Annotated in this window: 10 protein-coding genes and 2 tRNA genes; 2 read left to right on the top strand and 10 right to left on the bottom strand. The window is 67.4% G+C overall.

Going from position 1 to position 12,978, the window contains the following annotated elements:
* Positions 1-22: 22 nt before the first annotated feature.
* Both Q9R02_RS06960 and Q9R02_RS06955 read left to right on the top strand, forming a co-directional pair.
* Complete coding sequence (locus tag Q9R02_RS06960) at positions 23-1,684, top strand: McrB family protein (protein ID WP_305996091.1); 1,662 nt, start codon at positions 23-25, stop codon at positions 1,682-1,684.
* Positions 1,668-3,131, top strand: coding sequence for a 5-methylcytosine restriction system specificity protein McrC (locus Q9R02_RS06955; RefSeq protein ID WP_305995931.1), 1,464 nt, complete (start codon positions 1,668-1,670; stop codon positions 3,129-3,131). The genes Q9R02_RS06960 and Q9R02_RS06955 overlap by 17 nt, the downstream gene beginning before the upstream one ends.
* A 61-nt stretch (positions 3,132-3,192) precedes the next feature.
* On the opposite strand, the gene Q9R02_RS06950 is transcribed toward Q9R02_RS06955, so the two are convergent.
* The 10 genes from Q9R02_RS06950 to recF all read right to left on the bottom strand — a co-directional run bounded on the left by Q9R02_RS06950 (position 3,193) and on the right by recF (position 12,977).
* The gene (locus tag Q9R02_RS06950) at positions 3,193-3,630 is read right to left on the bottom strand and encodes a DUF1643 domain-containing protein (RefSeq protein ID WP_305995930.1); all 438 of its coding nucleotides are present in this window, start codon (positions 3,628-3,630) and stop codon (positions 3,193-3,195) included.
* Positions 3,631-3,880: 250 nt separating this feature from the next.
* Positions 3,881-4,600 (bottom strand): hypothetical protein, encoded by a 720-nt coding sequence (locus Q9R02_RS06945; protein ID WP_305995929.1) that lies wholly within the window; start codon positions 4,598-4,600, stop codon positions 3,881-3,883.
* Positions 4,601-4,882: 282 nt separating this feature from the next.
* Positions 4,883-4,955: transfer RNA gene (locus Q9R02_RS06940), tRNA-Ala, on the bottom strand.
* 82 nt (positions 4,956-5,037) lie between these two features.
* A complete protein-coding gene (locus Q9R02_RS06935; RefSeq protein ID WP_305995928.1) occupies positions 5,038-5,154 on the bottom strand; it encodes a DLW-39 family protein in 117 nt (38 codons plus the stop codon).
* 33 nt (positions 5,155-5,187) lie between these two features.
* A tRNA-Ile gene (locus Q9R02_RS06930) sits at positions 5,188-5,261 on the bottom strand.
* 128 nt (positions 5,262-5,389) lie between these two features.
* Positions 5,390-6,082: a DUF3566 domain-containing protein gene (locus tag Q9R02_RS06925; protein WP_305995927.1), complete on the bottom strand. Its 693-nt coding sequence runs from the start codon at positions 6,080-6,082 to the stop codon at positions 5,390-5,392.
* Positions 6,079-8,748, bottom strand: a complete 2,670-nt coding sequence (gene gyrA / locus Q9R02_RS06920) for a DNA gyrase subunit A (RefSeq protein ID WP_305995926.1) — start codon at positions 8,746-8,748, stop codon at positions 6,079-6,081. Before gyrA ends, Q9R02_RS06925 begins: the two co-directional genes overlap by 4 nt.
* A gap of 78 nt (positions 8,749-8,826) precedes the next feature.
* Entirely contained in the window at positions 8,827-10,854 is a 2,028-nt protein-coding gene (gyrB, locus tag Q9R02_RS06915) for a DNA topoisomerase (ATP-hydrolyzing) subunit B (protein ID WP_482763966.1), read from the bottom strand.
* A gap of 340 nt (positions 10,855-11,194) precedes the next feature.
* Complete coding sequence (locus Q9R02_RS06910; protein ID WP_305995925.1) at positions 11,195-11,749, bottom strand: DciA family protein; 555 nt, start codon at positions 11,747-11,749, stop codon at positions 11,195-11,197.
* A complete protein-coding gene (recF, locus tag Q9R02_RS06905) occupies positions 11,739-12,977 on the bottom strand; it encodes a DNA replication/repair protein RecF (protein ID WP_305995924.1) in 1,239 nt (412 codons plus the stop codon). Before recF ends, Q9R02_RS06910 begins: the two co-directional genes overlap by 11 nt.
* Position 12,978: the final 1 nt, after the last annotated feature.

Genomic DNA, 12,978 nt, shown 5'->3' with positions numbered 1-12,978 from the left:
ACGCGAAGGAGAGGTGGATCCGATGGAACTGGCGCTTGAGACGATTCGTGTGCTGCGGAGATTCAAGAACGCAGTCCTGGAAGGTCCGCCCGGAACAGGGAAGTCACATGTGGTGGCGGCAGTCGCCGACGCGTGGGAGGCAGAGACAGGGAGACCTCTCGCCGGCGACGGGCGCGGCCGTTACGCGATCACTCTCCACCCCAACACCACGTACGAGGAGTTCGTCGAGGGGCTGCGGTACGACGACGAGAAGGCCTCCTTCGTTCGCAAGGACGGCTTCCTGCGCGACGTGATCAGCAGAGCGATCGCGGCTCCGGAGTCGGACTTTCTGGTCTTGATCGACGAGCTCAACCGGGCGAACGTCCCCAAGGTGTTCGGCGACCTGCTGCTGACGATGGAATCCAGCAAGCGCGGCACTCCCAACGGGACAGAAGTCGTCGGCGGCATGCAGGTCACGCTTCCCTACTCCGGGCAGCTGTTCTCCATGCCGAGCAACCTCTACCTGCTCGGCACCATGAACACGTCGGACCGCTCGATCGCACCGCTGGACTCCGCGCTCCGCCGGCGGTTCGGCTTCGTCCGTGTCGAGCCCCTGATCGGCGACGCACTCCGCGCGCAGATCGTGAAGACGGACGGTCGAGAAGCCGCTGACCGGGTCGAGCGCTCAATCGAGCAGCTGACCAACCTCAACGAGGCGCTACGGCGCTGCCTGGGGCCGAACGCGATGCTCGGTCACAGTTACCTGTTCGGCGTCGCGGCCACCGAGGGCTCCGTCGCTGACCTGAACGACCCACTGGCGGAACTGCGGCAAGCCGCTTCAAAGCCAACCGTGACAGGCGCGTTCTGGCTCGAAGCCCGCAAGCTCGACGGCGGCAGCCACACCCAGCTCGGGCTCCCCGACTCCACGCCGGGCGGCAAGCGCGGGATCATCGACTCCTTCTACCCGATGGCCTCGAACGGCGTCCCGAAGATGTCGCGCTCGACACCGGACACGCACGACAACCTCGAGATCACGTTCGAGGGCGAGAAGTACCTGGACAACCTCATACGCCCCAACCCGAGTGGGAACAACCACAAGCTTTATTACCAGGGGCAGTCGGCCTCCGGAGAGCCCTTCAGCGCGGCGATCAGCGGGTTCAGGCTCGACAACAAGGTCCACGTGTGGCTCCGCCACAGCGATCACACCTTCGAACTCATTCTGATCGACAACGTCGGCCAGGCGGTCAAGGCCCTGAAAGCCATCAGTATCGGCCCGGACGGCTGGCACGAGGAGACTCGAGCCTCACAGCATGGCCCCGCACGTCCGTACGGCGTGATCGACCTCGCGAAGCTCAAGGAGACCGGTGAGGCGCGACGCGACGTCGACGAAGACGCCGAATGGATGGTCTGGCGCTACGCGATCCTCCCGCAGCTGATCGACACCGCCATGCAGGTGGGAGCGTCGAACCTGCTCACCAAGGAGACGCGACAGGCGTGGCTCGAATCCGCCAAGGCCTCCGACACCGGCGATCGCTGGGCAGCCTTCGACGACTTCCTCGCTAGTCTCTCGATCGCGATCGTCGAAGAGGGCCATGGGCTCACCCGGGGTCTCAGCGTCATAGACATCCCGGCTGGAGCGATTTCGGAGTACACGTCTCCGGAAGAGCCCGACGATGCCGAGGACGACGATGACGGTGATCAGTAGCGCCCCTCGGCTCTGGATTAAGGCGAGCCCGCGCGGCACCCGCTCGGGCTTCGCCGTCCTCCCGGACGGTGCCGGCGGGCGCGTGACCGTGACGGTGCTGCCCAAGCCGTGGGCGTCGCAGCCCCGGCTCGTTCAAGAGCACGCGCACTCCCCGGGAACGACGACGCACGTCGTGGTGCACGAGACGGGGCTGACCGCGATCAGGACCTCCGCCGAGTGCATCGGCTCACTGGCCGTGAGCCTCGCTGAGGCCTCGAGGACCCAGGCCGACCTGCTCGCGCTCGGCTCCCCCTCGGACGAGCCGGTGCGTGAGACGATCGGGCACGCGGAGCCGTTCGGGCAGCTCATCGATCTGATGCTGCTCGCGGAGCGCGGCAGCCTGATGGACAGCCCTCTGACGTTCGAGGGAGCGTTCGCGCCGTCGCTGCTGCGGCTGCTGACGCACGAACGTCTGCTGGCCACGGTCGAAGAACTCATCTTCCGAGCCCGCCCGAGGTACGACGAGCGCACCGAGACGCTGGAGATGCCCCGTGGCCGGCTGGGGGCGAAGAGTCTCTTGTACTCACTCGCCACGGGCACGCCGCGGGTGGAGTCGACGTTCGACGAGCTGACGACGGACACCCCGCTGCTGCAGGTCGTGGCGGCGGCCCTGCGGGTCATCGGCAGCGATCACCTGCCGCCGAAAGTGGCGGTGCTCCGTCCGGGTCTGCAGACCCGAGCCGTCCACCTGCTGCGCCACCTCTCGGGCGTCACGCAGATCGAGCGCGAGCGCGCCATCCTGCTCGCAGAGAGCCTCTGGCTCGGCCCGCTCGACCAGATCTGGAAGCCTGCCGTCGACGCAGCGCTGCCGGTACTGCGTGACTGGGCCGTCCAGCCCGAGGCTGGGACCAGCTCCACGGATGCCCTGTTGATCCACGTCTCGACGGAGAAGTTCTGGGAGCAATGCTTGGAGATGGCCCTCGAGAGCGCCTTCAGCGCGCTGGCGGTCAGCCGGGACGCGCAGCCCGGGGAGGGCGTGAGCGTCCCCGCACCCTGGGCTCCGCCGGCCGCCGAAGGGGACCGGCCGGGCGAGCCCGACACCGGGTCGTTCCCGGACTTCATGCTGCGAACCGGTCGACGGGTGGTCGTAGCCGACGCGAAGTACAAGCTCGGCACCGGTCGGGTCCCGGGGTCGTCCGACGGCTACCAGCTGTTCGCATACAGCCACCTCGCCACGCTCGACGGGCGTCCCTCGGATCTCGCGGTCCTGTTGTATCCGACTCGCGACGGCGGCCGAGCTCGGCAGGCCGAGCTCCGACGGCTACGGGATGGCCGCTACCCGCTCTGGCTCACGCACCTGCCGTTCCCGCGCGCGGCCGATCTGCGAGGACAGCAGAACTGGAGCGTCTACATCGCCAGCTTGGCCGGACATCTCCGAGGCTTCGCCGGGGAATGGACCCAGGGATGACAGCGCTGCGACGCGTCTCGGCGGCAGCGCGAACGGGCCTGGGCCGCTGCGCGCGACCGACTCACGCCCCCGTCGGCTGAATCGCGACGTTGCCGGCTCCCATGCGGAGGCTCCCGCCCTCGTGCTGCTGGAGGAGCTCCGGAGCCAGATCGTAGACGGAGCTACCCGGGCTGTGGCGGTGCGCGATCCGCTGCCATCGCGACGGATGGGACGGACGGTCCCCGTAGGTCCACGGCGCATGCCCGCTCGAGGTCAGCAGATCAGCGAGCCAGTGGAGCTGCTCCTGGTACTGCGTGCGCTGCGGGCCCGCCGGGGATCGCACTCCGTACCCCAGCAGCACCGCCTTCGTGTCGGAGCCACGGACCGCCCTTTCGATCTCACGGCGTCCCTCCTCCCATGCCGGGGAGGGCGTGGCCAGATCCAGAGAGCCGGAGGTCGGCAGCTCCGCCGCGTACAGGTTCACGATCTCGAATGAGTCGCAGCCCAGCACGGCGCACACGCCTCCGACACGGCCGCGCGTGATCGTTCCTGGACCAGTCGGACGGCTGTGAAGCACTGCGACCAGCCGACCACCCATGCTGCGCCCCTCGTTCTCTGTCGCCTCGGCCGGCCAGCGGCCCTCAGCTGCTGGGGAGGCCCTCGGTTCGGACCTCTATCTAAAGTCTGGCATCAGAGCAGGGCGTGCCCTGCGCGAGAACGCGGCGCGGCGCGCCGAGGCGGATCGGTCCGCGTGAATACCCATACAGCGCTCACTTCCTCTGCAGGCGCTCCACCTCTGCCTCAAGTTCGGAGACCTTGGCCTGGAGCTCCGCCTTCGTTGGCTTCCTCGACCGCCTGGCCGCCCTTGGAGCACCGGTTCGTGGAGCGCCCGGCGGTTCGGCCTTCAGCCCGACGGCCGCTCCATCGACGATCGTCGCCGGGTCGAGGCCGCACTCAGGGCAGGACGTCGCCCCGGAGAACGCCGCGTGGAGCGTCTTGTGGGTGTAGTGGGCCGTCTTCTCGACGACGTGTCCGCAGTAGAGGCGCAGCCGCCATCGCATCAGCTGCTGCGGAGGCGTCGGGCAAGAGAAGAGGCGCAGGATCAACTCCCTCTGCTCCGGAGACATCGGGGGCGGTGGGCAGCACCTGCCGCAGTGGGTCGTCAGCGAGCCGGACACCTTGTGGCGCATCGCATGGCAGTCGCCGTGGCGCTCCTTGAAGAGCTCCCCCTCGGCCTCGTAGCGGGCGCGCTCCTCGTCGGTGAAGTGCATCGTCCCCTTGGACTCCCAGCGCTCCTCGTCGCGGTACGACCGCCCACAGCCAGGGCAGGGCTCCCCGGCCGCGAACTGCTCCCACGTCAGGGACGGGATCTCGCACCTCACCGCCGCGCGGATCTCCTCGCTCTGCCTCTGCGCCTTCTCCGCCTTCTTGGTCAGCTCGAACGGGGCGTCCAGGTCCCCGCGCCGCTCGTAGTCCGCGATCTCCACCATTCATCGACGCTAACCCACTCGTACGACAGTCCGGCAGAGGCGAATCGACCCCCTGGGCGGACCGGATATCGAGGGCGCACCGGGCGCACGCGGACGAATCCGTGCGCGTGGCCCCGCCTGTTTCCGCAGGACGACGAGACGCACGGGGCGCACCCGACCAAACACAAATTACTACCTAGTTTCGCCATACTGCTACCAGCAGATCTGGTGGTCAGGGGCTCGGTGCTCAAACGGAAGAAGCCGCTTCCTACACGCGGAAACGGCTTCTGACCAGGGATTCTGTGGAGCCTAGGAGATTCGAACTCCTGACATCCGCCTTGCAAAGGCGGCGCTCTACCAGCTGAGCTAAGGCCCCTTGAAGGGTCAATATGAAGTTGTGGACTCCTGCTTGCAAAGCAGGTGCGCTACCAATTGCGCCATGCCCCCGGAGTTCCTGATCAGGCCACCGAATCGGTGCCCTGTTTCCAGGAGCCCTTCCGGGCTTCGGACTCACGGGTCTTCTTCACGATCACGATGGAAGCGATCGCCAATGCGATGACGAGCAGCTTCTTCATCGTTACCTCGGTGAATCGAACTCGATGGTTCCGTGGGCGTACCAGGACTTGAACCTGGGACCTCTTCGTTATCAGCGAAGCGCTCTAACCGCCTGAGCTATACGCCCCCACGTCCGTTACAGGTTCACCCCGAACGGCCGAGATAAGACTCTATCAGCACTTCCCGCCCTGTTCCAAATCGAGAAGACCCCCCAAGGATTCATCCCTGAGGGGTCTTACCACGAAGCGCTGGGGATCAGTCGTCCGTGAGGGTCACACCGACGCCGCCCACCAGGGTCGCGGCGAGGTTGTACAGCACTGCGGACAGGGTGGAGATGGCGGTCAGGAGCACCACGTTGACCACGGCGATGATCGTGGAGAAGGACACCACCTGGCCCAGCGAGGCCACCTTGCGCAGATCGAAGCCGCCGCTCTCACTGCCGGCCACATCACCCACCAGCTTGTTGACCTGGTTGAAGATGCCGGTCAGGTCCAGCACCGTCCACAGGACCAGTGCCGCCACCACGGTCACGATGCCCAGGGCCACGGACAGCAGGAAAGACATCTTCAACACGGACCACGGGTCGATCTTGCTCACCATGAGACGGGCGCGGCGGACCTTCGCCTTGGGTGCGGGCTTCACCAGGCCCGGCACTGCGTCCCCGCTCTGACCGGCCGGCGCCTGGGCCACGCGGGGCCGGGCGCTCGACGGCGCCGCGGCGGGACGCTGCTGTGCCTGCACGGGACGGGTGGCCGCCGGCTGGGCGGTACCCGACTGAGCAGGTGCGGCCTGGGGCCGCGGCTGCTGCTGTGGTGCGGGGAACGGAGACGCCACCGGACGCGGCGCGGGTGCTCCCTTGGCCGCAGAGCCACCCGACGGGTTCCTGGAGCCGTCTCCGTGGGGCTGCTGGGGGCGGCTCTCAAAAGGGCTCGGGTTCGAGGAGCTCACGCGTTACCTCCACTGGTCTCATTGCTCTGCGGCTCGGCCGCTCCGGCATCACCGGATGCGGTGTCCTGGTCGGGGACGGAGTCGTTCGACCCGTCCGTGTTCTCACTCAACGTTACGTCATCGCCCTGGGAGTCTTCCGGGGAATCCCCGGAATCCTCGCCTTCCAGTCCGCGTTCGCTGTTGCGGGCCACCCCGATGATGCGGTCGTTCTTGTCCGGCTTGGCGAAGATGACGCCCATGGTGTCACGGCCCTTGGCGGGGACGCCTTCCACGGCGGAACGGACCACCTTGCCGCCTTCCATGACCACCAGGACCTCGTCGCCTTCGCTCACGATCAGCGCGCCCACCAGGTCGCCGCGCTCCTCGGCGAGCTTGGCCACCTTGATGCCCAGGCCGCCACGGTTCTGCAGGCGGTACTCGTCTGCTGCGGTGCGCTTGGCGTAACCGCCCTCGGTCACCACGAACACGAAGGAGTCCTCGGTGACGACGTCGGCGGCGAGCAGTTCGTCCTCGTCACGGAACTTCATGCCGGTCACACCGGAGGTGGCGCGGCCCATGGGACGCAACGCCTCGTCGTCGGCGGTGAAGCGGATCGACTGCCCCTTGCGGGAGACCAGGATCAGGTCGTCCGTCTCGCTGACCAGCTGGGCGGAGACCACTTCGTCGTCGTCGCGCAGGTTGATGGCGATCACGCCGGCACTGCGGTTGGTGTCGTAGTCCTCCAGGCGGGTCTTCTTCACCAGACCGCCCTTGGTGGCGAGCACCAGGTACGGGGCCTGGGTGTAATCACGCAGGTCAAGGACCTGCGCGATGTGCTCGTCCGGCTGGAAGGCCAGGAGGTTCGCCACGTGCTGGCCCTTGGCGTCGCGGCCGGCCTCGGCCAGTTCGTACGCCTTGGCGCGGTAGACGCGGCCCAGGTTGGTGAAGAACAGCAGCCAGTGGTGCGTGGTGGTGACGAAGAAGTGCTCCACGACGTCGTCGCCGCGCAGCTGAGCGCCCTTGACGCCCTTGCCGCCGCGCTGCTGGGAGCGGTAGTTGTCGCTGCGGGTGCGCTTGACGTAACCGCCGCGGGTGATGGTGACCACCACTTCCTCTTCAGGGATGAGGTCCTCGATGGACATGTCCCCGTCGAAGCCGCGCAGGATCTGGGTACGGCGGTCATCGCCGTACTTGTCCACGATCGCGCCGAGTTCCTCGCCGATGATCTCGCGCTGGCGGTCCTCGGAGGCGATGATCGCCTGGTATTCGGCGATCAGAGCCTCGAGCTCGGCATGGCGTTCCTGGATCTTCTGGCGTTCCAGGGCGGCCAGGCGGCGCAGCTGCATGTCCAGGATGGCCCGGGCCTGCAGTTCGTCGATGTCCAGCAGCTGCATCAGGCCGTCACGGGCGGCCTCGGTGGTGTTGGAGGCACGGATCAGGGCGATGACCTCGTCCAGCATGTCCAGGGCCTTGAGCAGGGCCCGCAGGATGTGGGCCTCCTCCTCGGCGCGGCGCAGACGGTACCGGGTCCGGCGGGCGATGACGTCCATCTGGTGCGTGACCCAGTGACGGATGAACGCGTCCAGGCTGAGGGTGCGCGGCACGCCGTCCACGATGGCCAGCATGTTCGCGGAGAAGTTCTCCTGCAGCTGGGTGTGCTTGTAGAGGTTGTTCAGCACCACCTTGGCCACGGCGTCGCGCTTGAGGACGACCACCAGGCGCTGGCCCGTGCGGCCGGACGTCTCATCGCGGAGGTCCGCGATGCCCTGGATCTTGCCGTCCTTGACCAGTTCGGCGATCTTCACGGCCAGGTTGTCCGGGTTCGCCTGGTACGGCAGCTCGGTGACCACCAGGCAGGTGCGGCCCTGGATCTCCTCCACGTTGACCACCGCGCGCATCGTGATGGAGCCGCGGCCGGTGCGGTAGGCGTCCTCGATGCCCTTGTGGCCCAGGATCGTGGCACCGGTGGGGAAATCCGGGCCCTTGATCCGCAGGAGCAACTCCTCGAGCAGCTCCTCGCGGGTGGCCTCGGGGTTCTTCAGGTACCACTGCACGCCGTCCGCCACTTCGCGGAGGTTGTGCGGGGGGATGTTGGTGGCCATGCCCACGGCGATGCCGGAGGAGCCGTTGACCAGAAGGTTCGGGAAACGCGCCGGCAGGATGGTGGGTTCCTGGCTCTTGCCGTCGTAGTTGTCCTGGAAGTCGACGGTCTCCTCGTCGATGTCCCGGACCATCTCCATGGCCAGCTGGGCCATCTTGGTCTCGGTGTATCGCGGGGCGGCCGCGCCGTCATTGCCCGGAGAGCCGAAGTTGCCCTGGCCGAGGGCCAGCGGGTACCGCATGGTCCAGTCCTGGATGAGGCGCACCAAGGCGTCGTAGATCGCCGAGTCGCCGTGCGGGTGGTACTGGCCCATGACCTCGCCGACCACGCGCGCGCACTTGCTGAACGACTTCTCCGGGCGGTAGCCGCCGTCGTACATCGCGTAGATCACGCGGCGGTGCACGGGCTTCAGGCCGTCGCGCACATCGGGAAGGGCGCGGCCGACGATCACGGCCATGGCGTAGTCGAGATACGAGCGCTGCATCTCGGTCTGCAGGTCCACCTGCTCGACGCGGTCCACCACGGTGCCTTCCAGGGCACTCTCGGTGCTGTTCACGCCAGGGACTTCGGGGGTTTCGTCACTCATCGTTCCGTCTTTCGTTTCACGTTGATCGGTTCCGGATCAGGCGTACGACGGCGGCTGGCAGCCGCCGTCGTCAACGGCCTAGATGTCCAGGAACCTGACGTCCTTGGCGTTCTGCTGGATGAAGTTGCGGCGGGATTCCACATCCTCGCCCATCAGGACGGAGAAGACCTGATCGGCGGCGAGGGCGTCGTCCATGGTGACCTGCAGCAGGGTGCGGTGATCCGGGTCCATGGTGGTGTCCCACAGCTCGCTGTAGTCCATCTCGCCCAGACCCTTGTAGCGCTGGATGCCGTTGTCCTTGGGCAGACGCTTGTTCTCCGCCTGTCCCCTGGCCAGGGCGGCATCGCGTTCGGCGTCGCTGTACACGTAGTCGTGAGCGGCGTTGGACCACTTGATGCGGTACAGCGGCGGCTGCGCCAGGTACACGTAACCGTGCTCGATGAGTGGCCGCATGAAACGGAACAGCAGCGTCATGAGCAGGGTGGTGATGTGCTGGCCGTCCACGTCGGCATCGGCCATGAGCACGATCTTGTGGTAGCGCAGCTTGGACATGTCGAAGTCCTCGCCGATGCCCGTGCCGAAGGCCGTGATCATGGACTGGACCTCGGCATTGCCCAGGGCACGGTCCAGGCGGGCGCGCTCCACGTTCAGGATCTTGCCGCGCAGGGGCAGGATGGCCTGCGTCTCCGGGTTGCGGCCGCGCTTGGCGGAACCGCCGGCCGAGTCACCCTCCACGATGTAGACCTCGCAGCGCGATGGGTCCTTGGAGGAGCAGTCGGAGAGCTTGCCCGGCATGCCGAAGGACTCCAGCGGGCTCTTGCGGCGCGCGTTGTCGCGGGCCTTGCGCGCTGCCATGCGGGCCTGAGCGGCGTTGATGGCCTTGCGGATGATGTCCCGGGCGGGGCCGGGGTTGCGCTCCAGCCAGTCGCCGAGCTGATCCGTCACCGCACGCTGCACGAAGCCCTTGGCCTCGGAGTTGCCCAGCTTGGTCTTGGTCTGGCCTTCGAACTGCGGTTCGGACAGCTTGACGGAGAGGACGGCGGTGAGGCCTTCGCGGATGTCGTCACCCGTGAGGTTGTCGTCCTTCTCCTTGATGATGTTCTTCTCCCGCGCGTAGCGGTTCATCAGGGTGGTCAACGCCGCACGGAAGCCCTCTTCGTGGGTGCCGCCCTCATGCGTGTTGATGGTGTTGGCGTAGGTGTGGACGCTCTCCGAGTACGCGGTGGTCCACTGCATCGCCATTTCCAGCGTGATGTTCTTCTCTGTGTCCTCCGTTTCGAAGGAGATCACATCCGGGTGGACCAGCTCGATCTTCTTGCTCTTGTTGAGGTGGACCACGTAGTCCAGGAGGCCGTTGTCGTACTGGTACACCACGGTGCGCGGGCCGCCCTCGGCCTCTTCGGCGTGGAGGTTGTCCAGATCGAGATCCTCGTTCTCCTGCACGGACGCACGCTCGTCCGTGAGCGTGATCCGCAGGCCCTTGTTGAGGAAGGCCATCTGCTGGATGCGGGCCCGGAGGGTCTCGAAGTCGAAGACCGTGGTCTCGAAGATCTCCGGGTCGGGGTAGAACGTCTGGGTGGTGCCGGTGGCCTCGGTCTCCTCACCCTGCACCAATCCGCCGACCGGCTTGCCGCCGTTCTCAAAGGACATGCGCCAGACATGGCCCTGGCGGCGGATCTCGGTGTTGACCCGCCGCGAGAGCGCGTTCACCACGGAGATGCCCACACCGTGCAGACCACCGGAGACGGCGTACCCGCCGCCGCCGAACTTGCCGCCGGCGTGCAGGATGGTCATGACCACCTCCACGGTGGGCTTGCCTTCGGTGGGGTGGATGTCCACGGGGATGCCGCGGCCGTCATCGACGACCTTCACGCCGCCGTCCGCTTGCAGCGTCACCTCGATATGCGAGCAGTAGCCTGCCAGAGCCTCATCGACGGAGTTGTCCACCACTTCCCAGACCAGGTGGTGCAGACCACGGGGCCCGGTGGAGCCGATGTACATGCCAGGGCGTTTGCGGACCGCTTCGAGGCCTTCGAGGACGGTGATGTCACTCGCCCCGTATTCACGGGGTGCAGCAGCTTCATGTTCGGCGTTCTCAATGGCCACAGGCGTGTCTTTCCTTCGGTGCTCTCGGTACCGCCCTCGGAACCGTTGCCGGGGCAACGGCCGCGAGGCGCTGACGTGTGTGGTGCTCGCCCCCGCCCGTGAAAGTCTCCCGCACAGGGGTCATGACATGGAATGAGCGCCCGATCCGTCTCGAAACGGCGCTCTGCTCCGCGTTCATTCTACCCGGTGGAGCACTTCGATTCCTGTTTCAGAACGACGCTGTGAGAGAAAAAGTGCCCGTGACCGGCGAGTAATGGCCTCTTGCCGGGCTCCGGAGACCGGTTCACAACCCCGTATTCACTTCTCGGCCCTCTCAGGGCTCCTGGAGGCCGTGAGCGACTCACCCGTAGGTGTCGCGCGGGCCGCGCCCGGGCACGCTCCGAATCCCCCGTTTCCAGGAGGGGGCGCTGGGGCCGTGAATCTCGATGACGGTGACGATGCCGGGGCCGACCTCGGTCCGGAACTTCTCCAGCAGGCTGGGACGGAGCAGCCTCATATTGGCCGCCCAGGCGGTCGAGTCGCAGCGGACCGTCAGCGTGGTGCCGGCGAATCCGGTGGCTTCGCAGTGGGCGGCGACCTCCGGGCCGACGAAGGACGCCCATTGACTCACCACCGATCCGACCGCCACCGGGGAGGACCAGCCGCGGTCCTCGATCAGGCGGCCCATGATCGCGCCGACGCCTTGCGGGTCACGGCCTCCGGTGAACTGCTGGCGTCCCGGGCGTTCCCGCTTCTTGCCGGTGCGGGGCCCTTCGAGGGAGCCGCTGGTGCTCCGGCTGCGGACCTCGCCTCTCAGCTCCGCGGCGCGCCGTGCCCGGCGGAGTGCGTCGGACGCGGCATCCGGCCCGTCCCCGGGACCGCCGTCTCCCTGACCCTGGCGCGGGTCATCCGCCATGAGTGCCGTCCAATTCCACGGTCCCCGGCAGCACCCGCACCCGTGCGCCGTGCAGTTCGGGCGGGATGTCCCCTTCGACGGCGGCCGTCACCAGCACCTGCTCGGCTCCGGCGACGATGGTGGCCAGCCGGGACCGGCGCTGGGCATCGAGTTCGGCGAAGACGTCATCCAGGATCAGGACCGGGGCCTGCGTCCCGCTCAAGTCGTCATCCAGGAGCACGTAGTAGGCGGCGAGCCGCAGCGCCAGTGCGAAGGACCAGGTCTCACCGTGGGACGCGAAACCCTTCGCCGGGGCCGGTCCCAACAGCAGTTCGAGCTCTTCGCGGTGCGGGCCGACGAGCGTCAGCCCGCGTTCGGCCTCCTGCCGCCGGCCGGCGCGCAGCGCCTCGACGTACAGTGCGCTGAGCTCCTCCACGGTCGCATCAGCCAGCAGCGCGGCGTCGTCACCTGAGTCCTGACCCACGACGGCGGCGGGAGCCTCCGCAGACGCCACCGCGCCGTCGTCGTCGCTCACCACATCGGCGGGGCGGGCGGCGGTGGAGCGGTAGTGCGCACGGGCGATCTTGGAACCGTCGGTCAGGGAGGCGTAGGCGGTGTCGATGTGCGGCTGCAGGCGTTGGACCAGGTCCAGCCGGGCCCGCAAGAGCTCCGCCCCGGTGCCGGCGAGGTGGTGGTCCCAGACATCGAGCGTCGATTCCTGGGCCTCGTTCAGCCGGCCGCCCCGTGCCGATTTCAGCAGGGCGTTGCGCTGCTTGAGCACGCGGTCGTAGTCGGCGCGGGTCGCGGCATGCCGCGGTTCCAGGGTCACGAGCAGTTCGTCGAGGAACCGGCGGCGGACGGCCGGCTCGCCCTTGACCAGGGCCAGGTCTTCCGGGGCGAACAGGACGGACCGGACCAGGCCCAGGATCTCGCGGGCCCGGACCGGATTGCCGCGATTGATGCGGGCCCGGTTGGCCCGGGTGGCGTTGATCTCCAGCTCCACGCTCGCCTGTTGCTCGCCGCGGACCAGCCGGGCGCGGATGAAGGCCTGCTCCGTGCCAAACCTCAGCAGCGGCTGATCGCTGGAGACCCGGTGGGAACCCAGCGTGGAGAGATAGCCGATGGCCTCCATGACGTTGGTCTTGCCGACGCCATTGGACCCGACCAGGACCGTCACCCCGGGCCCGAGTGGAAGCTCGAGTCCGGGGTAACTCCTGAAGTCAGTCAGCGAAAGATGCGCCAGATACACG

Source organism: Arthrobacter horti, from assembly GCF_030731045.1.
In the GTDB taxonomy this organism is placed as follows: Bacteria; Actinomycetota; Actinomycetes; order Actinomycetales; family Micrococcaceae; genus Arthrobacter_E; species Arthrobacter_E nanjingensis.
The sequence above is the reverse complement of the archived record's forward strand: the minus strand, read 5'-3'. Positions and strand labels throughout refer to the sequence as shown.

What these genes read in the sequence shown, in the direction of transcription:
- Q9R02_RS06960 (WP_305996091.1), top strand. Translation starts at nt 23, where the DNA reads ATGGAACTGGCGCTTGAGACGATTCGTGTGCTGCGGAGATTCAAGAAC.
- gyrA (WP_305995926.1), bottom strand. Translation starts at nt 8,748, where the DNA reads ATGAGTGACGAAACCCCCGAAGTCCCTGGCGTGAACAGCACCGAGAGT.
- Q9R02_RS06935 (WP_305995928.1), bottom strand. Translation starts at nt 5,154, where the DNA reads ATGAAGAAGCTGCTCGTCATCGCATTGGCGATCGCTTCCATCGTGATC.
- Q9R02_RS06945 (WP_305995929.1), bottom strand. Translation starts at nt 4,600, where the DNA reads ATGGTGGAGATCGCGGACTACGAGCGGCGCGGGGACCTGGACGCCCCG.
- Q9R02_RS06955 (WP_305995931.1), top strand. Translation starts at nt 1,668, where the DNA reads ATGACGGTGATCAGTAGCGCCCCTCGGCTCTGGATTAAGGCGAGCCCG.
- Q9R02_RS06910 (WP_305995925.1), bottom strand. Translation starts at nt 11,749, where the DNA reads ATGGCGGATGACCCGCGCCAGGGTCAGGGAGACGGCGGTCCCGGGGAC.